This is a genomic window from Verrucosispora sioxanthis (genome assembly GCF_010560025.1).
Taxonomy (GTDB): Bacteria; Actinomycetota; Actinomycetes; order Mycobacteriales; family Micromonosporaceae; genus Micromonospora; species Micromonospora palythoicola.
Genome location: NZ_SAIY01000001.1, coordinates 102,059 through 127,502, shown reverse-complemented (window position 1 = coordinate 127,502; position 25,444 = coordinate 102,059). Strand labels below are relative to the sequence as shown.

Genomic DNA, 25,444 nt, shown 5'->3' with positions numbered 1-25,444 from the left:
CTGTCCGGCGGCTGGAGGGAGGCGGCGTGCGGGTGCTCGGCGTCGATCCGGGACTGACCCGGTGCGGCGTCGGCGTGGTCGAGGGGACACCCGGCCGGCCCTGCACACTCATCGCCTACTACGTGGTCTACACCGACCCGGCCGACGAACTGCCCACCCGCCTGCTGCACCTGGACCGTTCGCTGACCGAGCTGGTCGCCGAGCACCGGCCGGACAGCGTGGCCGTGGAGCGGGTGTTCAGCCAGCACAACGTGCGTACGGTGATGGGCACCGCCCAGGCCAGCGGGATAGCGGTGCTGGCCGGGGCGCGCGCCGGGCTGCCGGTGCAGACGTACACCCCGAGCGAGGTGAAGGCGGCGGTGACCGGTTCCGGGCAGGCGGACAAGGCCCAGATGACCGCCATGGTCACCCGACTGCTGCGGCTGCCCGAGCCGCCCCGGCCGGCGGACGCCGCGGACGCCCTCGCGCTGGCCATCTGCCACGTGTGGCGCGGCGGCACCCGGTCGAAACTGGCCGCCGCGGCGGACCGGGTCAGACGAGGAGGAGCGAGATGATCGCCAGTGTGCGTGGCGTGGTGACCGCCACCGGCCCGGACCACGCGGTGATCGAGGTCGGCGGCGTCGGCCTGGCCGTGCAGTGCGCCCCCGGCACCCTCGCCGACCTGCGGGTCGGTCAGCCGGCCCGGCTGGCCACCAGCCTCGTCGTCCGGGAGGACTCGCTCACCCTCTACGGCTTCGCCGACGACGACGCCAAGGCGCTGTTCGAGCTGTTGCAGACCGCCAGTGGCGTCGGTCCGCGGCTGGCCCAGGCGGTGCTCGCGGTGCACACCCCCGACGCGGTACGCAAGGCCATCGCCAACGCGGACACGGCGGCGCTGACCCGGGTCCCGGGCATCGGCAAGAAGGGTGCCGAACGGCTGGTGCTGGAGCTGCGCGACCGGATCGGTCCGGTGCCGGTGGGTGCCGACGGCGCGGCCGGGGTGACCGGCGGTAGCTGGCCGGACCAGGTCCGCCAGGCGTTGATCGGGCTCGGCTGGACGGCCGGCCAGGCCGATCAGGCGGTCGCCGCCGTCGCCGAGACCGTCGACGGTCCCACCCCGCCGGTGCCGGTGCTGTTGAAGCAGGCGATCCGACTGCTGGGTCGGACCCGATGAGCAGCGAGAACCTGGTCTCGGCGTACGTCAGCGACGCGGAGCTGGACGCGGAGGTCAGCGTCCGGCCGAAGCGCCTTTCCGAGTTCATTGCCCAGGACCGGGTTCGCGACCAGCTCGACCTGCTGCTCCAGGGCGCGATGCGGCGCGGCTCGCCGCCCGACCACATCCTGCTCTCGGGCCCGCCGGGCCTGGGGAAGACCAGCCTCGCCAACATCGTGGCCGCCGAGTTGGGCACCGGTATCCGGGTGACCAGCGGGCCGGCGATCGAACGCTCCGGTGACCTGGCGGCGATCCTGACCAGCCTGGCCGAGGGCGACGTGCTCTTCATCGACGAGATCCACCGGATCGCCAGGCCGGCGGAGGAACTGCTCTACAGCGCGATGGAGGACTTCCGGGTCGACGTGGTGGTCGGCAAGGGACCCGGGGCCACCGCCATCCCGCTCGACGTGGAGCCGTTCACGCTTGTCGGCGCGACCACCCGGTCGGGTCTGCTCACCGGTCCGATGCGGGACCGGTTCGGCTTCGTGGCACACCTGGACTTCTACTCGCCGGCCGACCTGGAGACGCTGCTGCACCGCTCGGCCCGCATCCTCGGGGTGCCGATCACCGAGGACGGGGCGGCGGAGATCGCCGGCCGGTCGCGGGGCACGCCCCGGATCGCCAACCGGCTGCTGCGTCGGGTGCGGGACTTCGCCGAGGTGCGCGCCGACGGTGTGGTCACCGTCGCGACCGCTCAGGCGGCCCTGACCGTGTACGACGTGGACGCCCTCGGGCTGGACCGGCTCGACCGGGCGGTGCTGACCGCGTTGGTGGACTCGTTCCGGGGTGGTCCGGTCGGCCTGTCGACACTGGCCGTGGCGGTGGGGGAGCAGCCGGACACGGTCGAGGAGGTCTGCGAGCCGTTCCTGGTGCGGGCGGGGCTGCTGGCGCGTACGCCCCGGGGGCGGGTGGCCACCGAGGCCGCCTGGCACCATCTGGGCCGTACGCCACCGAATGGTACATTTGCCGCAGAAGCTCCTACCGTGCCCGATCTGTTCTCGCTGGACGGCGGCGAGCCGTGATCTGTTCGTGATCTGTGCCGCATTCGGCGTTCCCAGATAGAGCGACTAGACTCGCCGCGGTCTGTACAGGACGTGAAAATCCGCCTCCGCTGCGGCGCCGACGCGCCGTTGCGGCGGCCAATGGGAAGGTCGACAACCGTGCACTACGCAGCAGATGGCGGCGGAGCGGGAGGCTTCACGCCGATCCTCATGATCGCTCTGCTCTTCGGCGTCATGTACTTCATGATGATCCGTCCGCAGCAGAAGCGCCGCCGCGAGGCCGAATCGATGCAGGCCAACCTCTCCGTGGGCGACGAGGTGGTCACCATCGGCGGGCTCTACGGCACGGTCACCGGTGTCGAGGACGACAGCGTCCTGCTGGAGGTCGCTCCCGGAGTGCAGACCCGCTACGCCCGACCGGCGATCGCCCGGGTGGTCACCCCGGTGGAGCGCCCTGTCGAGTCGCCAGTCGAGGAGTCCGACTCCGTCAAGGACTGACATCGAGTCCCATCCGGGTTGCCGGTCCACCGGCGGCTCGGACGGGAGGTGCCCGCACGCGTCCCCGGGCGGGTGCCATCCTCGATCCGCACATTGAGACAATTGGATAGCAGGCCGACGTCGGGCGTCGGCGCGCCGGCTCGTACCCGGTCCACGCGTGCGCGTCGACCACCCGGGGTGGCGTCAGCCCGGGCGCCGTCCGGTAGGCAGACCGCCGGCCTGGGATTCCGGCAGACCCGCCGCCGCGCCCGCGGCGGCGTGACCACAGGGAGACAGGACAGCCGTGGCACCACCTCAGGGACAGATGCGCCCGGGACGGCAGTTGGCCGTGCTCGGGGCCATCTTCGTCGTCCTCTATCTTTTGGTGTTCTTCTCGGGCGGCGCCAGCGGTGGCTGGAAGGACCGGCTCGAACCCCGCCTCGGTCTTGACCTGGTCGGCGGCACGCGGCTCACGCTGGAGGCCACCAACACCCTCGACGGCCGGGCCCCGACGGCGGAGAACCTGGAGCGGGCCCGCCAGATCATCGAGAGCCGGGTCAACGCGTACGGTGTGGCCGAGGCCGAGGTGGTCACCGAGGGCGACCGCAACATCGTCGTCTCCCTGCCCGGCGAGAACCGCGAACTCAACGAGGTCGGCAGCGCCGCCGAGCTGCGCTTCCGGAAGGTGCTGAAGATCGCCGACGGCAGCGGCTCGATCCCGTCGCCGGCACCGAGCGGGACCCCTTCGGCGACCCCGTCCGGCTCCCCGAGCCCCGAGGCCACCCCGTCGGGTTCCGCGAGCCCCACGCCCGACGCCGAGGCCACCTCGTCGCCGGACGCCGGTGGTCAGGGCGGTGGCGCGCCGACGCCGACGCCGACGCCGTCGGCGACCGCGTCGCCCACCCCGTCGCCGACCGCGAGCGAAGAGGTGCCGCAGAGCATCGAGGAGCAGCGTCGGGCCGTCGAGCAGAAGGTCGGCGCCGAGGCGTGGGCCGCGGCGAGCGGGTTGCAGGCGCCGGCCGACCTGAGCGCCGACCCGTCGCTGGCCGAGAAGCTCAAGCCGTTCGCCGAGCTGAGTGGCCGCGAGGTCGCGGTGCTGCCGGCGCAGATGCAGTTCAACGTGCCGACGATCAGCTGCGTCCAACTCGACGAACGGCCGCCGGCGTCCATCTCCGACCCGGAGCAGCAGGTCGTCGCCTGCGAGGGTGGGTACGCCAAGAACCTGCTGGACGTGGCGAAGGTGCTCGGCACCGACGTCTCCGACGCCAACGCGGTGCGCGACCAGACCAGCCAGTGGGTGGTCAGCCTGAACTTCACCAGCTCGGGCCAGGACAAGTGGACCGCGCTGACCCGCGAGGCGTTCAACAACGAGGGCCAGGCGTGCGACGCGTCCGCGCTCGGCGACGAGGGCAAGTGCCGCGTCGCCGTGGTGCTGGACAACAAGATCATCTCGTCGCCGCAGATCCAGGGCGTGCTCACCGGCAACTCCCAGATCACCGGCAACTTCAGCAACGCCGAGGCCAGCGAGCTGGCCGGCTACCTCAGCTACGGCGCGCTGCCGGTCACCTTCGAGGCGCAGGAACAGCAGAACGTCACCGCGACCCTGGGCGCCAGCCACCTGCGGGCCGGTCTGCTGGCGGCCGGCATCGGCATGCTGCTGGTCATCATCTACTCGTTCTTCTACTACCGCCTGCTCGGCTCGGTGATCTTCCTGAGCCTGGTCCTGTCGGCGCTGCTGCTCTTCGGCGCGCTGGTGGTGCTCGGCCGGCAGATCGGCTTCACGCTCACCCTCGCCGGCATCGCCGGCATCATCGTCTCGCTCGGTGTGGCGGCGGACTCGTTCGTCATCTATTTCGAACGCCTCAAGGACGAGATCCGGGAGGGGCGCAGTCCGCGTAGCGCGGTGCCCCGTGCCTGGGTCCGGGCCCGCCGGACGATCATCTCCGCGAACGCGATCACGATCATGTCGGCGGTGGTGCTCTACATCGTCTCGGTCGGCACGGTGAAGGGCTTCGCCTTCGCCCTCGGCCTGGCCACGGTGCTGGACCTGCTCGTGGTCTTCCTCTTCCGGCACCCGATCATGACGATGTTCGCCCGTACCAAGGCGTTCCTGTCCCCACGGGTCAGCGGCCTGGGCCGGGCGTTGCCGGCCCGGTCGGAGCCGGCCGCCCCGTCGTCCCGCAACCAGCGTGTCAAGGAGGCCTGAGATGGCTGAGACTGGTCTGGCAGCCCGCCTCTACCGAGGTGAGGCCGGCCTCAACATCGTCGGCCGACGCAAGATGTGGTTCACCGTCGCCGCCGTGCTGGTGCTGATCGCGCTCGGCAGTGTCATCTTCCGGGGCTTCAGCCTCGGCATCGAGTTCGCCGGCGGCAACTCCTTCCAGGTGCCGACCAGCGTCGGCACCCTGGAGCAGGTGGAGGACCGGGCGGGCGAGGTGCTGGCCACCGCGGGCGAGGGTGGCCGGGTCGTGACCACCCAGCAGGTCGGCGGTGGCGGCGGCGAGTTCTACGAGCTGCGCACCACCGAGCTGGACGCCGAGCAGGCCGAGGCGGTCCGGACCGAGTTGGGTCAGGTGTTCAACATCGACCCGGCGGAGATCGCCAGCAACCGGGTCAGCGAGGCATGGGGCAGCCAGGTGACCAACCGGGCACTGCTCGGTCTGGTGATCTTCCTGGCGCTGGTGACGGTCTACCTGGTCCTGCGGTTCGAGTGGCAGATGGCGGTCGGGGCGATCTTCGCCCTGGTGATGAACCTGGTCCTCACCGCCGGCCTCTACTCGATCGTCGGGTTCGAGGTCACCCCGTCGACGATCATCGGATTCCTCACCATTCTGGGCTTCGCCCTGTACGACGTGGTGGTGGTCTTCGACAAGGTGCAGGAGAACACCAGAGGTATCACCGCGAACAACAACCAGACCTACGGCGAGGCGGCCAACCTGGCCGTGAACCAGAGCCTGATGCGGTCGATCAACACCTCGGTGGTCGCCCTGCTCCCGGTCGGCGGCATCCTGTTCATCGGTGCCGGCCTGCTCGGTGCGGGCACCCTGAAGGACCTCGGCCTGGTGCTGTTCGTCGGTATGGCGATGGCCTTCCTCACCTCGATCACGCTGGCCACCCCCCTGCTGGTGGTGCTGAAGAACCGCGACCCGCGGATCCAGGCGCACAACAAGCGGGTGCTGGCCCGGCGCGGCACGGTCAACCGGGGCGAGACCCCGGCCAAGGCCAGCGCGGCTGCCACGGCCCAGCCGGAGCCGGAGCAGGAACCGGTCACCGCGGAGGCCGGCGCCCTCGCCGGTGCCGCCGCGCCGAAGGTGGGCGCCCGGCCGGCGGGCAAGCGTTCCGGCGGTGCCCGGGGCGGGCGTCCCGGGGCGGCAACCGTCCGGGCGGCGGAAAGCGACGCTGAGGACGCCCGGGGCGACCCGGTAGGAACTGGTACCGGCGGCGTCCTGCATGCTGTGCGAGCAGTGTGCGGGACGCCGCCGTCGTGTGGAAGGGAAGCGGAACTGCCGTGACGGAGACCCACAGCACCGGGGTACGCGGGGACAGCGGGCCGGAGGTGGCCCGGCTGGTGGCCAGCCGGGTGCTCGACGTGCCCGACTTTCCCAAGCCCGGCGTCATGTTCAAGGACCTGATGCCGTTGTTCGCCGACGGTGACGCCTTCCGGGACGTGATCGACGGGATCGTCGCGTACCACGGGCGGGAGTCCTTCGACGCCGTGGTCGGTATCGAGGCGCGGGGCTTCGTGGTCGCCGCCGCCATCGCGTACGCGACCGGGGTCGGGGTGGTGCCGGTGCGTAAGGCCGGCAAGTTGCCCCGGCCGGCGTACGCCGCCTCCTACGAACTGGAGTACGGCGAGGCCACGCTCGAGGTGCACCAGGACGCCTTCACGGCCGGTCATCGGGTGCTGGTGGTCGACGACGTGCTCGCCACCGGTGGCACGGCCGCGGCCACGCTGGACCTGGTGGAGCGGGCGGGCGGCACCGTGTCCGGCTTCACCGTGCTGCTGGAGCTGTCGTTCCTTGGCGGGCGCGACCGGCTGGCCCCGCGTCCCGTGCATGCCCTGTTGACCGTTTGAGGCCGTGGCGACCGCGGACGGGCCCGGCACCGACCGTCCGGTGGAGCGGCACGGCCCCTCGGGTGGGGGTAGCATTGCCCATTGCTGACCGGGCGGTTACCCGTCTGTGCGGCGCTAGACCAGACCGGCCGGCGCACGGTCGGTGTCGTCTCGGCGAGCGGTGAGGAGGCCGGTGTCCCACGAGGTCGTTCCTCCGGTGGAGGGCACGGTGCACCCGACAGGTGAGGCGGAGGGCTCGCTGACCGACCGCAACGGCGCCGCGGCGGCGTCGGACGGCGCGTCCGGGGCGGCGCGGCAGACCGACGAGCCGGCTCGTCCGGCCGTCGACGCCGGCGATTCCTCGGCGGCCGGTGGCTTCGGCCTGTCCCACGCCCCCACCGGGCGGCGGGTCCGGGCCCGGCTCGCCCGGTTCAACGCGCCGTGGCAGTCCTCGCAGGTCAGCGAGGTGCTGGAGCCGCTGATCGCGTCCCACCGGGAGAATCACCCCAAGGCCGACGCGCGGCTGTTGCAACGGGCCTTCGACACGGCGGCGCGCTGGCACTCCGGGCAGTACCGCAAGTCCGGCGACCCCTACATCACCCACCCGCTCGCGGTGGCGACCATCCTGGCGAACCTGGGCATGGACACCACCACGCTGGTGGCGGCGCTGCTGCACGACACCATCGAGGACACCGAATACACCCTCGACCAGATGCGGTCCGACTTCGGTGGTGAGGTCGCCCTCCTGGTCGACGGGGTCACCAAGCTCGACAAGGTCAAGTTGGGCGACGCGGCGAAGGCCGAGACGATCCGCAAGATGGTCGTCGCCATGGCCAAGGATCCGCGGGTTCTGGTGATCAAGCTGGCCGACCGGCTGCACAACATGCGGACGCTCACCTTCCTGCCGCGCCCGAAGCAGGAACAGAAGGCGAAGGAGACGCTGGAGATCCTCGCCCCGCTGGCCCACCGGCTCGGTATGAACACGATCAAGTGGGAGTTGGAGGATCTGGCGTTCGGGACGTTGTTCCCGAAGCGGTTCGAGGAGATCAACCGGCTGATCGGGGAGCACCAGCCGCAGCGGGAGGCGTTGCTGCGGCAGGTGACCCAGAAGGTGCAGACCGACCTGAAGGCCGCCAAGATCAAGGCGGAGACGACGGGTCGGCCGAAGCACCTCTACTCGATCTACCAGAAGATGATCGTGCGGGGGCGCGACTTCAACGACATCTACGACCTGGTGGGTGTGCGGATCCTGGTCGACACGGTGCGGGACTGCTACGCGGCGCTTGGGGTGATCCACGCGAACTGGCAGCCGGTGCCGGGCCGGTTCAAGGACTACATCGCCATGCCCAAGTTCAACATGTACCAGTCGCTGCACACCACGGTGATCGGGCCGACCGGTAAGCCGGTGGAGATGCAGATCCGCACCTACGCGATGCACCGTACGGCGGAGTTCGGCATCGCGGCGCACTGGAAGTACAAGGAGCACAAGGGCACCCAGATCGTCGGTCCGCCGGCGCACATCGACGAGATGACCTGGCTGCGGCAGTTGCTGGACTGGCAGCGGGAGGCCGCCGACCCCAGCGAGTTCCTGGACGCGTTGCGGTTCGACCTGTCCAGCCAGGAGGTGTACGTCTTCACCCCGAAGGGCGACGTGATCCCGTTGCCGACGGGGTCGACGCCGGTGGACTTCGCGTACGCGGTGCACACCGAGGTGGGGCACAAGTGCATCGGGGCGCGGGTCAACGGCAAGCTGGTGCCGTTGGAGTCGACGCTGTCCAACGGTGACGTGATCGAGATCTTCACCTCGAAGTCCGACACGGCCGGCCCCACGCAGGACTGGCTCGGCTTCGTCAAGAGCCCGCGGGCGCGGACGAAGATCCGGCAGTACTTCAACAAGGAGCGGCGCGAGGAGGCGATCGAGGAGGGCAAGGACGCGATCGTCAAGGCGATGCGCAAGCAGGGCATGCCCTTGCAGCGGATGCTCACCTCCGACAACCTGATGGCCATCGCCCGGGACCTGCACCTGGCCGACGTGGCGTCGCTGTACGCGGCGGTCGGCGACAGTCAGGTCTCCGCCCAGTCGGTGGTGCAGAAGCTGATGGCCTCCTACGGCGGCGAGGAGGGCGCGGCGGAGGACATCGCCGAGACCGCCGTGGCCACCCGGCCGCCGCGCAGCCGCGCCTCCAGCCACGACCCGGGTGTGGTCGTCCGCGGCGTCAGCGACGTGTGGATCAAGCTGGCCCGCTGCTGCACCCCGGTCCCGCCGGACTCGGTGTTCGGTTTCGTGACCCGTTCCGGCGGGGTGAGCGTGCACCGCGACGACTGCGCCAACGCGGAGGACCTGCGTGCCCAGGGCGAGCGGGTGGTCGAGGTCAACTGGAAGCTCACCTCTGCCTCGACGTTCCTGGTGGCGATCCAGGTGGAGGCGCTGGACCGGCACAAGCTGCTCGCCGACGTCACCCGGGTGCTCTCCGAGGAGCGGGTCAACATCCTCTCCGCCACCGTCACCACCACCCGCGACCGGGTGGCGGTGAGCCGGTTCAGCTTCGAGATGGCCGACCCCAAACACCTGGGCCACCTACTGGCGGCGGTACGCAAGGTAGACGGCGTCTTCGACGCCTACCGCGTAACCTCCGGCGCCTAACCCCACACCCACACCCACCCCCACCCCGCTCACCCGCCGCCCGCCGGTCGGCCCGCGTCGATCATGAAGTTGTTGTCACCCGCACGGCGTGTCGTGGGTAACAACCTCATGATTAACGGAGGCGGACGCGGAGTGGGGACAGGGAAGCGCCCGCCGGGACTGCCGGCGGGCGCTTCGTGGGTTGGTGCGGGGGTCAGGCCTCGGTCATGGTGAGGTCGGTGATGACGACCTCCTTCTTCGGGTGGCCGCCGCCGGCCTGCTGGGCGAACGCGCCGTCGTCACCGGCCGCCGCGACGTCCTTGACGATGTCCATCCCGCTGGTGATGGTGCCGAGGACGGTGTAGTTCGGATCCAGCGGGGAGTCGCCGTACACGATGAAGAACTGGCTGCCGCTGCTTGACGGTTGGCCCGAGTTGGCCATCGCGATGACGCCCTCCGGGTACGGCGGCCGCTTGTCGGCCGGCAGGTTCTCCTCCGCCATCCGGTAGCTCGGGCCGCCGGTGCCGTCGGTCTCCCGCCAGCCTTCGCCGGTGGCGCTCGGGTCGCCGCACTGGAGCACCTTGATGCCCTCGGTCACCAGCCGGTGGCACTTGGTGTTGTCGAAGAAGTTCTGCTCGGCCAGGTGGGTGAAGCTGCCGGCCGTGCACGGCACCGCGGACCTGTCGATCCGGGCGGTGATCGGGCCGAGGTTCGTGGTGATCGTCATGGTCTGGACGCCAGCCTTGCTCTGCTGGGTGTCCGGCAGCCCGACGTCCTTGACCTGCGGGGTGCGCTCGCCCTCGGGCAGCTCGACCCAGTCGCACTGCACCGTGTTGGCGTCCTGGGCCGCGTTGTCGGTGCCGCTGTCGTCGCCGAGCATGTTGCTGGCCAGCCAGGCCGTGCCGGCGACCACCAGCAGCAGGACCACGCCGGCCCCGACGACCGCCTGCGTCTGGCGGCGCTTACGGGCCCGAGCGGCCCGCTCGGCCATCTCCTTCTCGAGCCGGGCGCGGGCCGCCGCGCGCTGCCGCTCTCTGGTGGACGTCACGCCTCGATCCTCCTGGACTGTATGTGGATGCCGCTGTGGTGGGGTGGGTGCCCGGTCGAGCCTGGTCAGCCGGCGCTGGCGCTGGCCTCGGGCGCGCCGGAGGGTTCCGGACTCGGCGTGCCCGAGGGCGCCGGATCGGCGGGCGACGCCGGGTCCAGCACGGGCTCACCGACGGTCAGGCTCTGGATGACCACGTCGTCGTTCTCCGGCTTGACCTTCTCCCCGGCCCCATTGTCCACCGTCGGCAGGGCACCGATCTTCTCGACGACGTCGAGACCCTCGGTGACCCGGCCGATGATCGGGTACTGCGGTTCCTCGGTCGGGGTGAAGTCCTTGAAGAAGATCAGGAACTGGCTGCCGTTGGCCCCGGGCGGGTTCGAGATCATCGCGACCGTGCCCTTGGGGTACGTCGGTGGCTCGTCCGGAGACGGGCTCGGCTCCGGCGACGCCTCCGGGGCAGTCGGCACGTTCTCGCTGTAGAACGAGTAGGCCGGGCCACCCAGACCGGTGCCGCTGGGGTCACCACAGCGCACCGCGCCGTCGGTGGTGATCTCGTGGCACTTGGTGTTGTCGTAGAACGACTGGCTGGCCAGGTGGGCGATGCTGGCCGCGGCGCACGGGGCGCTGGCGAGATCCAACTCGACGGAGATCGGCGCGCCCTGGTTGGTGACGATCGTCATCGGCCGGGTGCCGGTGACCGGCAGGCCGGTGGTCGGGGGCTCGCCGACGTCCTTGAGGTTGGCGTTGCCGTCGGTGTTCTGCGGGGTCCAGAGGCAGACCTCGTCGGTCGCGGTGTCCTCGGTCGGCTCACTGTCGAACGCGCCGAGGGCCCACGCCGAGCCGGCGACGACCAGCACCAGGATCAGGGCGGTGCCGACACCGGCCTGGATGCGTCGGCGACGCCTGGCGGCGGCGGCCCGGCGGGCCAGTTGCCGGTCGAGCTTGGCCCGCGCCAGTTTGCGCTGCCGGTCCCTGCTGGAAGCCACCCGTGCTCCCCTTTCCTCTACCCTGGTCGTCACCCGGTGGTCGTGTACCTGTCGGGCGGCAGGTGTGCCACGCCACACGCCCGCCAGAGTGTACGGGTACCGGCTGGGAAAGTGGTGTACGAGGTCGGTGCCCTTCCGCATCGGGATCCGTCAGTGCCTCGCCCGGGGTGCCCGGCGGGTCGGGCAGACCGGACCTCGACGCCGGTAGGCTGCCCGGAGGGGACGACTCGACGGAAAGGGGAGCGGACGTGCTCGTGGCCGGCTTTCCCGCGGACGCCTTCGGCACCAACTGCTACGTGGTCGCCACCGCGCCGGGGGAACAGTGCGTGGTGGTCGATCCCGGCATCGGGGTGATCGACCGGCTCGACGCGCTGCTCGCCGAGCATCGTCTGCACCCGGCCGCGGTGCTGCTCACCCATGGCCACCTGGACCACACCTTCTCCGTGGCGCCGGTCTGCGGGGCGCGCGGGATCACCGCGTACGTGCATCCGGACGACCGCGAGCTGCTGGCCGATCCGGCCAAGGGGCTGTCGGTGGACCTGGCCCAGATGTTCGGCGGGCGACTGCCGTACGCCGAGCCCGAGGACGTGGCCGAGCTGGCCGACGGTACGACGCTCGCCCTCGCCGGGCTGGAGATCACCGTCGACCACGCGCCCGGCCATACCGGCGGGTCGGTGCTCTTCCGGCTGCCCGGCGCCGGCTCGCGGTGGGAGGCGGAGCAGCTCTGCCTCTCCGGAGACGTGCTCTTCGCCGGGTCGATCGGCCGCACCGACCTGCCGGGCGGCAGCATGCCGACGATGCTCACCAGCCTGCGGGACAAGATCCTCCCGCTGGCCGACGACACCGTCGTCCTGCCCGGCCACGGCCCCGCGACCACCATCGGCCGCGAGCGCGCCACCAACCCGTACCTCGTCGAGGTGGCGGAGCTGGGCGGCGCGCGACCCGCGGCACCCAGCCGCGGCCTGTAACGGTCGCGCACCGGAACTCACCGCGCGGACCGCGCGGCATCGCCAGCAGACCCCGCCGCGCAGCGCGCGGCTGCCGAGGGAGTACGTCATGAGCAAGCCCACGCCCATCTCCGGCTTCCCGGAGTGGACGCCCGCCCAGCGGATGATCGAGCAGTACGTCCTGGACCGGATCCGGTCGACCTTCGAGCTGTACGGCTTCGCCCCGCTGGAGACCCGCGCGGTCGAGCCGCTGGACCAGCTGCTGCGCAAGGGGGAGACCTCCAAGGAGGTCTACGTGATCCGCCGGCTGCACGGCGACCCGGAGGGTCCGGCCGGTGACGACGCCCTCGGCCTGCACTTCGACCTGACCGTGCCGTTCGCCCGCTACGTATTGGAGAACGCCGGCAAGCTGACCTTCCCGTTCCGGCGGTACCAGATCCAGAAGGTGTGGCGTGGTGAGCGCCCGCAGGAGGGCCGCTACCGGGAGTTCCTCCAGGCCGACATCGACATCGTCGACCGGGACACCCTGGCACCGCACCACGAGGCGGAGATGCCGCTCGTCGTCGGGGACGCGCTGCGGTCGTTGCCGATCCCACCGGTGCGCATCCAGGTCAACAACCGCAAGATCTGTGAGGGCTTCTACCGGGGCGTCGGCCTGACCGACCCGGAGGCGGCGCTGCGGGCCGTCGACAAGCTCGACAAGATCGGACCAGCCGGGGTGGCGGAGCTGTTGGCGGCCACGGCCGGGGCGAGCGAGGCGCAGGCCAAGGCGTGCCTGGCGCTGGCCGAGATCGCCGCGCCCGACGCCTCCTTCGCCGACGCCGTACGCGCGCTCGGGGTGAGCCACCCGCTGCTCAACGAGGGGGTCGAGGAACTGGTCCGGGTGATGGAGACCGCCGCCGCGCACTCGCCCGGCCTCTGCGTGGCGGACCTGCGGATCGCCCGCGGTCTGGACTACTACACCGGCACCGTCTACGAGACGCAGCTGATCGGGTACGAGCGGTTCGGCTCGATCTGCTCCGGCGGCCGGTACGACAACCTGGCCAGCGCCGGCAACGCCCGCTTCCCCGGGGTGGGTATATCCATCGGGGTGACCCGCCTGCTGGGGCTGCTCTTCGGCGCGGGCGCGCTGTCGGTGTCCCGGGAGGTGCCGACCTGCGTGCTGGTCGCGGTGACCAACGAGGAGCTGCGGCCGGCAAGCGACTCCGTCGCGGGGGCGTTGCGCTCCCGGGGCATCCCGACCGAGGTGTCGCCCAGCGCGGCGAAGTTCGGCAAGCAGATCCGGTACGCGCAGCGGCGCGGCATCCCCTACGTCTGGTTCCCGGGGGCGGACGGCGCGCCCGACGAGGTCAAGGACATCCGTTCCGGCGAGCAGGTGGCCGCCGCGTCGGGGGAGTGGACGCCGCCTCGTGAGGATCTCAAGCCGCTGGTGAGCTGAGCCGGTGCGGTCGTAACCGCTGAGATCGCTCTCCTGGTCCGGGGTGTCACACGAGGTCGTACTGACCGTGTGACACCCCGGTCTTCGTATGTGTCCGCCCTGTTACGGATTGCCGGTGGGTGAATTCGGGCATACCCAGGTCTTGCTTATGATCTTAAATATGTGAATACTTTCCCTCGCTTGGCCATTTCCCCAGGTGGTCGAGCTGCCCCCGTCCCTGTCGACGTGACAGGGCCTCATCCCCCATATCGGGAGGCTGTTACATGCGACCCACGAGGTCAATGCTCCGCCGTGTCGTCACCGTCGCCGCAGCCGGAACCCTGGTCGCCGGCGTGTTGGCCGGCACCCCCGCCCAGGCGGCACCCGGGAGCGTCTCGCCCGACGCGGCGACCGCGCTCGCCGACCGGCTCGGAGACCGCGCCGCCGGGGCCTACGCCGACGCCAGCGGCAAGATGGTCGTCGCCGTCACCGACGTCGCCGCCGCCCGTCAGGCGGCCGCTGCCGGCGCCAAGGTCAAGGTCGTCAAGCGCGGGGCCGCGGAGCTGAACCGCGCCACCGCCGTGCTGGAGCGCTCGGCCAAGATCCCCGGCACCGCCTGGTGGACCGACCCGGTCACCAACCAGGTCGTCATCTCCGTCGACACCACCGTCACCGGCGCCAAGCTGGAGCAGGTCAAGGCCGCCGCCGCGCGCACCAACGGCGCGGTGCGCATCGAGGCCGGGGCCGCTCCGCTGAGCACCCTCATCTCCGGCGGCCAGGCGATCTACGCCGGCGGTGGCGGGCGTTGCTCGCTCGGCTTCAACGTGCGCAGCGGCAGCACCTACTACTTCCTCACCGCCGGGCACTGCACCAACATCTCGTCGAGCTGGTACAGCAACTCGGGCCAGACCTCGCTGCTGGGCACCCGCGCGGGCACCAGCTTCCCGGGCAACGACTACGGCATCGTCCGGCACAACAACTCGGGCAACGCGGCCGGCAACGTCTACCTCTACAACGGCAGCTACCGGGACATCACCGGCGCCGGCAACGCGTACGTCGGCCAGTCGGCGCAGCGCTCCGGCAGCACCACCGGCCTGCGCAGCGGCTCGGTGACTGCGCTCAACGCCACGGTCAACTACGCCGAGGGCTCGGTCTCCGGCCTGATCCGGACCAACATCTGCGCCCAGCCCGGTGACAGCGGCGGTTCGCTGTTCAGCGGCAGCACCGCGCTCGGCCTGACCTCCGGCGGCAGCGGCAACTGCTCCACCGGCGGCACCACCTTCTTCCAGCCGGTCACCGAGGCGCTGAGCCGCTACGGCGTCAGCATCTTCTGACCTTCCTCCGGGAGTACCTCCTCAGCCAGCGGGCCGCCGGATTCCTCCTCCGGCGGCCCGCACCGCTGTCCCGGATCACGTTCCATCTATTACGGTCAGCTGATGGTTGTACGACTCCTGGCGCAACTCCGCGCGCCGATCTTCGTGGGCGGGCAGGTGGCGGCCTGGGTGCTGCTCGCCGTGGACGCACGTCGTGAGTGGAACGCGTCCTGGTTCGTCGGGCTGCTCCTGGTGCTCGGCGCGCTCGCCGCGATACCAGCGCAGGTCGTCGACCAGCCGGAGTTCCGGGTGGTCGCCCTGGTCACCCAGACCATCGGCGCCGGCGTGGTCGCGCTGGCCCTGTACGACACGCCGGACAAGCGGGCCCTGTGGGCGTACGCTCTGGCCGCTCTCGGCGCGGTGGCCCTGCCGTCGAGCCGGCCGACGCTCGGGGCCCTGCCGGCACGTAGATCGGCGCTCGGTCGGGCCACCGCGCTCGGCGTGGCGGCGGCGCTCCTGCTCACCATCGGCGCATCGGCTCCGGCCATGGCCTGGGGCCGCACCCAGCCCGAGGTGATGGTGTGCGTGCGGCCGGTAGCATCCGTCGACGAGCTGACCCGCGACAGCCGCCGCTTCGATCCCGATCACGTCATCGCCGGCTTCGGGCTCGACGGGCCGCACAGCTCGTGCCTGGAGGCGTCGTTCGATCCCGGTGCCACCGCCGGCGACGCCGCCGAGGTCGCCCGCCGCTACTCCATGGACCCGAGGGTCGCGTCCGTGACCCGGACGCGCTGACGGAGTGTCCGTCCGGCACCGCAGGTGTCGGGAGGTGCTGGTCCGCGCACCCGGGGAACGTCGACGGGTAGGTGCTGACAGAATGCCGGGAGCAGACGTAGGGCAAGACGAGGGAGACGTACGTCGTGATCCGTACCCATGACGCCGGCAGCCTGCGCGCGACGGACGCCGGCACCACGGTGACGCTCGCCGGGTGGGTGGCCCGCCGGCGCGACCACGGCGGTGTCATCTTCGTCGACCTGCGCGACGGTTCGGGCATGGTGCAGGTGGTCCTCCGGGAAGAGGACGCGCACGCGCTGCGCAACGAGTACTGCGTCAAGGTCGTCGGTGAGGTCACCCGACGGCCCGAGGGCAACGAGAACCCGGAGCTGCCCACCGGCGAGATCGAGGTGACGGCGGCCGAGCTGGAGGTGCTCTCCGAGGCCGCGCCGCTGCCGCTGCCGGTGGACGACCAGGTGGTGGCCGGGGACGACGTCCGGCTCAGGTACCGCTACCTCGACCTGCGTCGCGGCGGCCCGGCGCGGGCCATGCGGCTGCGGTCCCGGGCCAACCAACTGGCCCGTACGGTGCTGCACGAGCGGGACTTCCTGGAGATCGAGACGCCGACGCTGACCCGGTCCACGCCGGAGGGTGCCCGCGACTTCCTGGTGCCGGTGCGCCTGCAGCCGGGCAGTTGGTACGCGCTGCCGCAGTCACCGCAGCTGTTCAAGCAACTGCTGATGGTCGGCGGGATGGAGCGGTACTACCAGATCGCCCGCTGCTACCGCGACGAGGACTTCCGGGCCGACCGGCAGCCGGAGTTCACCCAGCTCGACATCGAGATGTCCTTCGTCACCGAGGACGACGTGATCGACCTCGGTGAGGCGATCGTCGCCGCGCTCTGGTCGGAGCTGGCCGACCACGAGATTCCCCGGCCCATCCCGCGCATCACCTGGCACGACGCGATGGCGCGGTACGGCTCGGACAAGCCCGACCTGCGCTACGGCGTCGAGCTGACCGAGCTGACCGACTACCTGCGCGGTACCGCGTTCCGGGTGTTCGCCGCAGCGATCGACGCGGGTGGCTACGTGGGCGCGGTGGTCATGCCCGGTGGCGCGTCCCAGACCCGCAAGGAGCTGGACGGCTGGCAGGACTGGGCCAAGGCCCGTGGCGCCAAGGGGCTGGCGTACGTGGTGCTCGACGCCGAGACCGGCGAGGCGCGCGGGCCGGTGGCGAAGAACCTGTCGGCCGAGCACCTGGCCGGGCTGGCCGACGCGGTCGGTGCCAAGTCGGGCGACGCGATCTTCTTCGCCGCCAGCGGGGAGACCCGCGAGGCGCAGGAGTTGCTCGGTGCGGCGCGGGTCGAGATCGCCAAGCGGGCCGGCCTGGTCGACGAGAGCGCCTGGGCGTTCTGCTGGGTGGTCGACGCGCCGATGTTCGAACGGACGTCGGACGAGACTGGCGCGGCGGGTGGATGGACCGCGGTGCACCACCCGTTCACCTCGCCGAACTCCGAGTGGGTCGACCGGTTCGAGGAGGCGCCGGACCGGGCCCTGGCGTACGCGTACGACATCGTCTGCAACGGCAACGAGATCGGCGGCGGTTCGATCCGTATCCACCGCCGCGACGTGCAGCAGCGGGTGTTCGACCTGCTCGGCATCAGTCCCGAGGAGGCGCAGGACAAGTTCGGCTTCCTGCTGGAGGCGTTCAGCTACGGCCCGCCGCCGCACGGCGGTATCGCGTTCGGCTGGGACCGGGTCTGCATGCTGCTCGCCGGGGCCGACTCGATCCGCGAGGTGATCGCCTTCCCGAAGACCCGGGGCGGCTTCGACCCGCTGACCGGCGCACCCACCCCCATCACCGCCCAGCAGCGCACCGAGGCCGGCATCGACGCCAAGCCCAAGCCCCCGCCGCCCGCGTCCCACGCCGGCACCGCCGGCCCCGCCGCCCCCGTAGCCGACCCCACCTGACCCACCCCACCCGCCCGGCCCCTACGCGGCCCGCCCCGATTCCTCGCCGATCATGAAGTTGTTGTCCCGTGGACCGGCGCGGCGTGACAACAACTTCATGATCAACGGTATTGGTGGCGGGTGAGGGGGCGACGGTGCGGGTGCTGGTGGTTGGTGGGAGCGGGTTTCTGGGGCGGGAGGTTTGTCGGCTCGCGGTGCGGGGCGGGTGGGTGGTGGTGGGGACGTGCCACTCCGGTGAGGTCGGGGTGCCGGGTGTCGAGGTGCGTCGGCTGGACGTGACCGAGCGGGCCGCGGTGGTCGACCTGGTCGCGGCGGTACGCCCGGACGCCGTGGTCGCCACCCCCTACCGGTACGGCGACTGGGCGGTCACCGCCGACGGGGCCGCCCACGTGGCGTACGCCGCCGCGCGGGTGGGCGCCCGGTTGGTGCACATCTCCAGCGACGCCCTGCACGCCGGGCGACCCGAGGCGTACGCCGACGACGACCCGCCCACGCCAATCTTTCCGTACGGGGCGGCGAAGGCGGCGGCGGAAACGGCGGTGCGGGCCGTCGACCCGGGCGCCGTGCTGGTGCGTACCTCGCTGATCCTGGGGGAGGGGAGCAAGCAGATCCAGCTCTGCCGCGACGCCCTGGCCGGTCGGGCGACCCTGTTCACCGACGAGCTGCGCTGCCCGGTCGACGTCGGCGATCTCGCCGCCGCCGTGCTTGAACTGGTCGACTCCGACGTCGCCGGCCCGCTCAACGTGGCGGGTCCGGACGCGGTCAGCCGGGCCGAGCTGGGCCTGCTGGTGGCCCGCCGGGAGGGCATCGACCCGGCCGGCCTGAAGACCACCACCGGCGCCGCCGCCGGGGTGGTGCGCCCCACCGAGGTACGCCTCGACTCCACCCGGGCCGTCGGCCTGCTCCGCACCCGGTTGCGCGGTGTCTCGGAGCTGCTCGCCGCCGGTCGATGACTATTTCTGCCTGACATGGCGGCCAATCTCCCGTCACCCCGCACCCAGCCACCCGCACGCCGACAACTCCTATGCACAACTATTGTGCACAGGAGTTGTGCATAGATATTGTGCGTCCATGACCGAAGGAGTGCGTCGACCACCGCCGCGACGGATCCGGATCGATCACCGGCAGGTCCGGGTGCTGGCCCATCCGCTACGGGCCCGGCTGCTCGGTGCGCTGCGGGTCAAGGGGCCGGCCACGGCGACCACCCTCGCCGGGCTGCTCGACAGCAACACCGGTGCGACCAGCTATCACCTGCGCCAGCTGGCCGAGGTCGGCCTGGTCGTCGAGGAGCCCGACCGGGGCACCGGCCGGCAGCGTTGGTGGCGGGCCGCCCACGAGGTGACCAGCTGGGAGAACACCGACTTCGACGACGACCCGGACGCCCGGGCCGCGATGGAGTGGATCCAGGCCGAGCAGGTCCGCCTCTTCGTCGAGCACACCGAGCGATGGTTCGCCGCCCGCGACGAGTGGCCGCCGCAGTGGCGTGACGCCTTCGGCATGAGCGACGCCTTCATGACCATCCCGGCGGCCCGGCTGATCGAACTACAGCAGGAGTTGTGGCGCACCCTGGAGCGCTACCGGGCCGAGGCCGATCCGGGCGAGCCCGGTGCCGAGCAGGTGCAGATCTTCCTCGCCTCGTTCCCGTTGCTGCTCGGGCGCAAGCGATGAGTGAGCTGTCCGTACGCCAGATCCGGCGTCGATTTCTGATCCTGCACGGGCTGCGTTGGTTGCCGACCGGCCTGCTGATGCCGGTGGTGATCCTGCTGATGCAGGAGCGGGGCCTGACCCTGACCCAGATCGGGCTGGCCGCCGCCGCCCAGGGGGTGGTGGTGCTCGCCCTGGAGCTGCCGACCGGTGGGTTCGCCGACGCACTGGGTCGCCGGCCGGTGCTGGTGGCGGCCAGCGTGGTGGGCCTCGTCTCGATGGGCCTGCTGGTGCTGGCCGACTCGTTCGTCCTGCTCACCGCCGTCTGGGCGTTGCAGGGCGTGTTCCGTGCGCTGGACAGCGGCCCGCTGGAGTCCTGGTACGTGGACAGCACCCTGGCTGTCGACCCGGATGCCGCGTACGAGAAAGGGCTCGGCCAGGGTGGCACCGTGCTCGGCCTGAGCATCGCGGCCGGTGCCCTGTTGAGCGGCGGCCTGGTCGCGCTTGGTCCGCTCGGGCCGGTCAGTGCCCTGACCACGCCGGTGCTGGCCGCCGTCGGCCTGCAGGGGGTTTCCCTGCTGGCGTTGCTGACCCTGCTGGTGGAACGGCGACCGGCGCGCGGGCCCGGTGCGCTGTGGGCGTCGGTCCGGGCCGCGCCGCGCATGGTCGGCGAGGCGTTCGGCCTGCTGCGCCGTTCCCGGGTGCTGCTCGCCCTGGTCGCGGTCGAGCTGTTCTGGGGCTTCGGGATGGTCACCTTCGAGAGTCTGCTGCCGATCCGGTTGGCCGAGGTGACCGGTGCCGCCGACCGGGCCGCCGCCCTGCTCGGCCCCGCGAGCACCATCGCCTGGCTGGCCTCGGCGGCCGGCGCGGCGGCCACCCGTTGCTCGTCCGGTGGCTGGGCGCCGCGCCCGGTGCCGCGCTGCTGCGGATCGTGCAGGGCGGCACGGTGGTCGGCATGGCCCTGCTCGCCGGCCCGGTCGGCGTGCTGATCGCCTTCTTCGTCTGCTATGCCGTGCACGGCGCGTCGAACCCGCTGCACATGGGGCTGCTGCACCGGCAGGTCGACGGCCCGTACCGGACCAGTGTGATCTCGGTGAACTCGATGGTGGCCATGCCGGCCGGCGCGCTCGGCGGCGTACTGCTCGGCTTCATCGGTGACCGGGCCGGGGTGAGTACGGCGATGCTGGTCGGTGCGGTCGCGTTGGCGGTCGCCGCGCCGCTGTACCTGCCCGCCTGGCGGGCCGGCCGGAGGTCCGCCTCGGCTGACAATCAGCCGAAGCGGACCGAGGTGAGCGAGAACGTGTCGGTGTAGCCGAGCCGCCGGTAGAGCCGGATCGCCGCCAGGTTGCTCGGGTAGACGCCCAGTGCCACCATGTCGTACCGCTCCAGCAGGACCCGGGTCATCGCGGCGGTGATCGCCGCACCCAGACCCCGCCCCCGGTGCCGCGGTGCCACCGTCAACCCGGCGAGGAAGCCGACCTCACCCCGGGTGCGGTCGGCGCCGCAGGCGACCAGCCGGTCACCGTCGCGGATTCCGTACCAGTCGCGCACACTCGGATCGCCGGGGCGGGCGGTGCTGGTCGGGAACGCCTCGTCGATCAGCGCCGTCAGGGCCGGGTGGTCCGCCTCGGTCAGCCGGACCACCCGCTCCTCGCCGGGCTGCGCCGGCGGCGCGCCTGTCGTCCAGCGGAAATCCCAGTCCTCCTGAGCGGTCACGGCCGGCCCGAGCGGCGAGGGGTCCGTACGGGGCAGGTGAATCCACCGCCCGGCACCGACCCTCCCCGCCGCGGCCACCGCGCCGACCAGGTCGATCGCCGGCGCCGCGGCGCCGATCACGCCTCCGATCGGCCCGTGTTCGACGGTGAGCAGCCAGCACACGGCTGCGGCGCGTCGCCAACCACGCGCCGGTTCGTGATCCGGTAGTGAGTGCCGGACGAAGGGATGACGGTCCGTCGCGGCCAGGATGGCATCCCGCCCGTCAAGGGCCTCGTCGGCGACGATCATGCCGCCAGCGTAGGTCGTCGTGGTTGGAGATTGGCGAGCGGACCGATCGGGTACATCCCGCGCCGACCTACTGGCAACCCCCACCGGAGGTACGTCATGCTCGCCATCGCCGCAGCCGCCGTCTTCGGCTTCGCCTTGCTGCTCGACCTGCTGGACACCAAACTCGGCGCCCCCGACCTGTTCAACTGGAACACCCTGGTCCTGATCGGTCTGCTGCTGCTCTCGCTCTACCTGGCCGGCGTCGGCCGGGGTCCGGGCGGCGGCGGTGGCCGCTGGTACCGGGGCCGTCGCCCGGGCCGCGGCTGACCGGGAACGATCACCCCGGGCTCGGTCGACGGCGCGATTCCGGCGTTGTCGGCCGAGCCCGGTACTGTTCTCGTGATGGAGTCCGACGCCCTGTTCACCCTCGGTGAACCCGCCGCAGCGCCCGGTGCGCAGGTGGGTTCCGGCGGTGTCGGCGGGTTCACCCCGGCCGGGCCGGACGCGCCGCTGCCGGTCCGGATGCGTCCGGCCAGTCTGGACGAGCTGATCGGCCAGGAGCACCTGCTCACTCCCGGTGCGCCGCTGCGGCAGTTGGTCGCCGGCAGCGCGCCGATGTCGGTGATCCTCTGGGGGCCGCCGGGCAGCGGCAAGACCACGATCGCCCACCTGGTGGCCGCCGCGACGGACCGGCGCTTCGTCGCCATGTCCGCGCTGACCGCCGGCGTCAAGGACGTCCGGGCGGTGATCGACACGGCGCGGCGACAGCGGCGCTCGGGTGGTCCACCGACGGTGCTCTTCATCGACGAGGTTCACCGGTTCAGCAAGACCCAGCAGGACTCGCTGCTCGCCGCGGTGGAGGACCGGACGGTCACGCTGCTCGCGGCCACCACCGAGAACCCGTACTTCTCGGTCATCTCCCCGCTGCTCTCCCGGTGTGTGCTGCTCACCCTGCGACCCCTCGACGACGAGGCGGTACGCGGGCTGCTGCACCGCGCGTTGGTCGACGAGCGCGGGTTGGCTGGGACGCTCACCCTCGCACCCGAGGCGGAGGAGCACCTGGTCCGGCTGGCCGGCGGAGACGTCCGCAAGGCGCTCACGGCGCTGGAGGCGGCGGCCGGCTCGACCAGCGCGCTGGGCAGGGACCACATCGACCTCGCCACCGCCGAACGCGCGGTGGACACCGCGGCGGTCCGCTACGACCGGGCGGGGGACGCCCACTACGACGTCACCAGCGCCTTCATCAAGAGCATGCGCGGTTCCGACGTGGACGCGGCGCTGCACTGGCTGGCCCGGATGCTCGTCGCCGGGGAGGATGCCAGGTTCATCGCGCGGCGGCTGGTCATCTTCGCCAGCGAGGACGTCGGCATGGCCGACCCGGCGGCGCTCGGTGTGGCGACCGCCGCGGCCCACGCGGTGGAGTACGTCGGCATGCCCGAGGCGCAGCTCAACCTCGCCCAGGCCGTGATCCACCTGGCCACCGCGCCCAAGTCCAACTCGGCGACCACCGCGATCGGCGCGGCGATCGCCGACGTGCGGTCCGGGCGGGGCGGGCCGGTGCCCCGGGGCCTGCGCGACGCCCACTACTCCGGTGCCCGGGGTCTCGGGCACGGCATCGGTTACCGCTACCCGCACGACGACCAGCGGGGTGTGGTCACCCAGCAGTACGTGCCGGACGACCTGGTCGGCACCGACTACTACCGGCCGAGCCAGCACGGCGCGGAGCGATCGGTGGCCGGCCGGCTACCGTTGCTGCGCCGGATCGTTCGCGGGCTGTCCACCCCCGCCCGTACGGACGAGCCGGCAGGAGGCGGTCGGCCGGACCGGCCGACGTCGTCGGGGGAGGACGACGGCGACCGTGGTACGGCCACGACAGCTCAGGTGGCCGAAGAGGTCGGCGCGAGCGCCGACGGGAGGGGTCAACAGTGAAATCGTCGGACCGGCCGGACGAGGGCCCGGACGCGCGGCGCGGCAAGGGCCGCCGGTGGGGTCGGGGCAGATCCGAGGCCGCCCCGGAGGAGTCGGCCGGCGGCGAGGATTTCGGCTGGATCGACGACCTGCGTTCGGCCAAGCAGCAGCGCACCGAGCTGGGCCCTGACGGCGTCGCCGTCGAGCCGCCCGCCGCCGCGCGCCGTGGGCCGGAGCGTCCCGGCCAGGAGCCGCCCGTACGACCCGCCCCCGCACCGGTCAACCATCCGGGGCCGGACGGACCGGTGCCACCGCCACCCGGCCGCGGCCCGGCCGAGCCCCCACGAGCGCGTCCGGTCGACGGCCCCTGGCCGGGCAACCCGCCCGCGCGTCCGCCCGCCGGCCCACCCCCGGTGGGCAGGAACGACCCCGGGCCCCCCGCCGTTCGTCCCACCGCCGCCGGCCACCACCCGTCACGAGGCCGGTGCCGCCAACACCCCGCCGGCCGGTTGGCCACCGCAGCCTGGCGCCGCCGGACCAGCCACCCGGCGGCCACATCCCGGTGAGCCGGTGCCGGGAGCGCTCCCGGCCGGCTCCGGAAGCCGGCCCGGTGTCCGGGGCACCGATCGCTGCGGGCCGGCCGCCCGGACCGGTGTCGGGCCCGCCCGCAGGTCCCGGGGCAGGCCCAGCCGGGCAGCGTCGGATGCCGGGCATCCGGCCGAACGCCGCACCCGCCGGCCCGCGTCGTCTGCCCTCGACCGACCCCGGCCACGCCCCGGCACCGCCGACGACGGTCACCGGCCCGCCTCCGGCGGACCGCACCGATCCTGGCCGTGTCCCTGACGGCCGGGCCGGGCGTCTCGCCGGGCCGGGCCGTCCCCGGCCGGCCGACGCCCCGGCCGGACCACCGTCAGCCGGCGTGCCGGACCCGACGCCGCCGCTCGGCGGCCACCGCCTGCCACCGGAACCGGTCGCCGACCCGGCCGGTCCGAGGGGCGCCGAACAGGGCGGGCCGGCGACCACTGCCGGTGCAACGCCCGGGAGCATGACGCCCGCCGCCGGTCGACCGGGCGGCGTTCCGGCCGGCGGTCGGCGGCCGGCCGTCGACGCGCCGCCGAGCCGGAGGAGGAACGGCCGGTGGTGCCGCTGTCCGGCAACGCGCCACCGATTCCCGGCGTCCCGTCCGGCCCACCCGCGGCTGGGCCCGCGCGCACCCCACCCGTCGGGCGCACCGAATCGGGCCCACCGACCGCCGACGACACCCGGGGTCGGCGCGCGGCCGCCGAGGAGCCGTCCGGACGGCACGCGGTAGCGGGTGCCGGTACCGAGGCGCCACCCGGCGCAGGGCGGCTGGGCGAGGGCCGCACCGCCCGACCGGAGCGGCCCTCCGACTGGCTCCGGCAGGCCGGACGACCGCACCACACCGACCCGGCGCTGCCCACGATCAGCAAGCGACCCGCGACACCGCCCGGCCGCGTGGCCGGCACGCCCTCCGGTGGTACGCCGACGATCGGCGACCGCCGTGGCGTGGACGCCGGTGGTCCTCCCGGTCGACCGAACGCGGGCGCCGCGCCGGCCGATGGGCGGCGGGTCGAGTCGGGACCGGACCGCCCGGTGGCCGGGCCTGCCCGCCGCGCCGACGGGCCACCGGTCGGACGTGGCCGCCCGACTCCGCCGGCCGGCCCTGCCCCCGGCCCGGACGGACGTGAGCCGACAGGTCGGGCCGGCACCCTGCCCCGGATCGGGGCCACCGGTCCGGCACCCCGGCCCGACGGCCCGCCGCGTGGTGCGGCGCGTCCGGACGGCTCGCCTGATCTGCCCTCGCGGGGCGCGACGCGGCCCGACGGCCCTCCCGGTGTTCCGCCGCGTGGTGCGGCCCGACCGGACGGTCCGCCCGTCGGTCCGCCGCGTGGTGCGGCGCGACCCGATGGTGCCCCGGCAGCGCCGCCGCGTGGTGCGGCGCGTCCGGGTGGTCCGCCTGTCGGTGCGGCGCGTCCGGACGGTCCGCCTGTCGGTGCGCCGCGTGGTGCGGCGCGTCCGGACGGTCCGCCCGGCGTTCCGCCGCGCGGCGCGGTCCGACCCGACGGTCCGGCCGTGACGTCGCCGC

General features: G+C 72.5%; 20 protein-coding genes and 2 pseudogenes. 19 read left to right on the top strand and 3 right to left on the bottom strand.

The annotated features are described in order from the left end of the window. Positions 1-26: 26 nt before the first annotated feature. The 8 genes and pseudogenes from ruvC (at position 27) to ENC19_RS00565 (ending at position 9,368) form a co-directional block, all read left to right on the top strand. A complete protein-coding gene (gene ruvC / locus ENC19_RS00600) occupies positions 27-554 on the top strand; it encodes a crossover junction endodeoxyribonuclease RuvC (RefSeq protein ID WP_164445207.1) in 528 nt (175 codons plus the stop codon). Further along, a complete protein-coding gene (gene ruvA / locus ENC19_RS00595) occupies positions 551-1,153 on the top strand; it encodes a Holliday junction branch migration protein RuvA (RefSeq protein ID WP_164445206.1) in 603 nt (200 codons plus the stop codon). The genes ruvC and ruvA overlap by 4 nt, the downstream gene beginning before the upstream one ends. Then, positions 1,150-2,214, top strand: a complete 1,065-nt coding sequence (gene ruvB, locus ENC19_RS00590; RefSeq protein WP_164445205.1) for a Holliday junction branch migration DNA helicase RuvB — start codon at positions 1,150-1,152, stop codon at positions 2,212-2,214. Before ruvA ends, ruvB begins: the two co-directional genes overlap by 4 nt. Before the next feature lie 138 nt (positions 2,215-2,352). Further along, the gene (gene yajC / locus ENC19_RS00585) at positions 2,353-2,691 is read left to right on the top strand and encodes a preprotein translocase subunit YajC (protein ID WP_216592529.1); all 339 of its coding nucleotides are present in this window, start codon (positions 2,353-2,355) and stop codon (positions 2,689-2,691) included. 283 nt (positions 2,692-2,974) lie between these two features. Continuing rightward, a complete protein-coding gene (gene secD / locus ENC19_RS00580) occupies positions 2,975-4,876 on the top strand; it encodes a protein translocase subunit SecD (protein WP_164445203.1) in 1,902 nt (633 codons plus the stop codon). 1 nt (position 4,877) lies between these two features. Next, a pseudogene (secF, locus tag ENC19_RS00575) lies at positions 4,878-6,073 on the top strand (protein translocase subunit SecF). A 105-nt stretch (positions 6,074-6,178) separates the two neighbouring features. Further along, a complete protein-coding gene (locus tag ENC19_RS00570) occupies positions 6,179-6,745 on the top strand; it encodes an adenine phosphoribosyltransferase (RefSeq protein ID WP_164445202.1) in 567 nt (188 codons plus the stop codon). Between the two features lie 196 nt (positions 6,746-6,941). After that, positions 6,942-9,368: a RelA/SpoT family protein gene (locus ENC19_RS00565; RefSeq protein ID WP_281604546.1), complete on the top strand. Its 2,427-nt coding sequence runs from the start codon at positions 6,942-6,944 to the stop codon at positions 9,366-9,368. Between the two features lie 193 nt (positions 9,369-9,561). Here the strand turns inward: ENC19_RS00565 and ENC19_RS00560 are convergent, their stop codons facing one another. Together ENC19_RS00560 and ENC19_RS00555 are read right to left on the bottom strand one after the other, a co-directional pair. Further along, positions 9,562-10,395 carry a peptidylprolyl isomerase gene (locus ENC19_RS00560; RefSeq protein ID WP_164445200.1) on the bottom strand — a complete coding sequence of 278 codons (834 nt, stop codon included), beginning with the start codon at positions 10,393-10,395 and terminating at the stop codon, positions 9,562-9,564. 65 nt (positions 10,396-10,460) lie between these two features. Next, on the bottom strand, positions 10,461-11,381 hold the full coding sequence (locus ENC19_RS00555) for a peptidylprolyl isomerase (protein WP_164445199.1): 921 nt from the start codon (positions 11,379-11,381) through the stop codon (positions 10,461-10,463). A 248-nt stretch (positions 11,382-11,629) separates the two neighbouring features. Between ENC19_RS00555 and ENC19_RS00550 the strand changes: the two genes are divergently transcribed. The 8 genes and pseudogenes from ENC19_RS00550 to ENC19_RS00515 form a co-directional block, all read left to right on the top strand. Further along, positions 11,630-12,349: an MBL fold metallo-hydrolase gene (locus tag ENC19_RS00550; RefSeq protein WP_164445198.1), complete on the top strand. Its 720-nt coding sequence runs from the start codon at positions 11,630-11,632 to the stop codon at positions 12,347-12,349. 88 nt (positions 12,350-12,437) lie between these two features. Further along, positions 12,438-13,766, top strand: coding sequence for a histidine--tRNA ligase (gene hisS / locus ENC19_RS00545; protein WP_164445197.1), 1,329 nt, complete (start codon positions 12,438-12,440; stop codon positions 13,764-13,766). A gap of 263 nt (positions 13,767-14,029) precedes the next feature. After that, complete coding sequence (locus tag ENC19_RS00540) at positions 14,030-15,079, top strand: S1 family peptidase (RefSeq protein WP_164445196.1); 1,050 nt, start codon at positions 14,030-14,032, stop codon at positions 15,077-15,079. A gap of 102 nt (positions 15,080-15,181) precedes the next feature. Further along, a complete protein-coding gene (locus ENC19_RS00535; protein ID WP_164445195.1) occupies positions 15,182-15,853 on the top strand; it encodes a hypothetical protein in 672 nt (223 codons plus the stop codon). Between the two features lie 125 nt (positions 15,854-15,978). Continuing rightward, complete coding sequence (gene aspS / locus ENC19_RS00530) at positions 15,979-17,802, top strand: aspartate--tRNA ligase (RefSeq protein ID WP_164445194.1); 1,824 nt, start codon at positions 15,979-15,981, stop codon at positions 17,800-17,802. Between the two features lie 134 nt (positions 17,803-17,936). Further along, positions 17,937-18,755 (top strand): sugar nucleotide-binding protein, encoded by an 819-nt coding sequence (locus ENC19_RS00525; RefSeq protein WP_164445928.1) that lies wholly within the window; start codon positions 17,937-17,939, stop codon positions 18,753-18,755. Between the two features lie 118 nt (positions 18,756-18,873). Continuing rightward, a complete protein-coding gene (locus ENC19_RS00520; protein ID WP_164445193.1) occupies positions 18,874-19,470 on the top strand; it encodes a winged helix-turn-helix domain-containing protein in 597 nt (198 codons plus the stop codon). Continuing rightward, positions 19,467-20,722, top strand: a pseudogene (locus ENC19_RS00515) (MFS transporter); the annotation flags it as partial. The gene ENC19_RS00520 and the pseudogene ENC19_RS00515, both read left to right, overlap by 4 nt. On the opposite strand, the gene ENC19_RS00510 reads toward ENC19_RS00515, so the two are convergent. Continuing rightward, on the bottom strand, positions 20,716-21,450 hold the full coding sequence (locus tag ENC19_RS00510) for a GNAT family N-acetyltransferase (protein ID WP_164445192.1): 735 nt from the start codon (positions 21,448-21,450) through the stop codon (positions 20,716-20,718). The pseudogene ENC19_RS00515 and the gene ENC19_RS00510 overlap by 7 nt on opposite strands. 96 nt (positions 21,451-21,546) lie before the next feature. On the opposite strand from ENC19_RS00510, the gene ENC19_RS00505 reads away from it, so the two are divergent. From ENC19_RS00505 to ENC19_RS30830, 3 genes are all read left to right on the top strand, one after another. Then, positions 21,547-21,756, top strand: a complete 210-nt coding sequence (locus ENC19_RS00505) for a hypothetical protein (protein WP_164445191.1) — start codon at positions 21,547-21,549, stop codon at positions 21,754-21,756. Between the two features lie 75 nt (positions 21,757-21,831). Next, positions 21,832-23,358, top strand: a complete 1,527-nt coding sequence (locus tag ENC19_RS00500; RefSeq protein WP_164445190.1) for a replication-associated recombination protein A — start codon at positions 21,832-21,834, stop codon at positions 23,356-23,358. Beyond that, a complete protein-coding gene (locus ENC19_RS30830; RefSeq protein WP_164445189.1) occupies positions 23,355-23,903 on the top strand; it encodes a hypothetical protein in 549 nt (182 codons plus the stop codon). Before ENC19_RS00500 ends, ENC19_RS30830 begins: the two co-directional genes overlap by 4 nt. Positions 23,904-25,444 lie beyond the last annotated feature (1,541 nt).

Coding starts and splice junctions, on each gene's coding strand:
- ruvA (WP_164445206.1), top strand. CDS start 551: ATGATCGCCAGTGTGCGTGGCGTGGTGACCGCCACCGGCCCGGACCAC.
- ruvB (WP_164445205.1), top strand. CDS start 1,150: ATGAGCAGCGAGAACCTGGTCTCGGCGTACGTCAGCGACGCGGAGCTG.
- hisS (WP_164445197.1), top strand. CDS start 12,438: ATGAGCAAGCCCACGCCCATCTCCGGCTTCCCGGAGTGGACGCCCGCC.
- ENC19_RS00540 (WP_164445196.1), top strand. CDS start 14,030: ATGCGACCCACGAGGTCAATGCTCCGCCGTGTCGTCACCGTCGCCGCA.
- ENC19_RS00535 (WP_164445195.1), top strand. CDS start 15,182: ATGGTTGTACGACTCCTGGCGCAACTCCGCGCGCCGATCTTCGTGGGC.
- ENC19_RS00520 (WP_164445193.1), top strand. CDS start 18,874: ATGACCGAAGGAGTGCGTCGACCACCGCCGCGACGGATCCGGATCGAT.
- ENC19_RS00510 (WP_164445192.1), bottom strand. CDS start 21,450: ATGATCGTCGCCGACGAGGCCCTTGACGGGCGGGATGCCATCCTGGCC.
- ENC19_RS00505 (WP_164445191.1), top strand. CDS start 21,547: ATGCTCGCCATCGCCGCAGCCGCCGTCTTCGGCTTCGCCTTGCTGCTC.
- ENC19_RS00500 (WP_164445190.1), top strand. CDS start 21,832: ATGGAGTCCGACGCCCTGTTCACCCTCGGTGAACCCGCCGCAGCGCCC.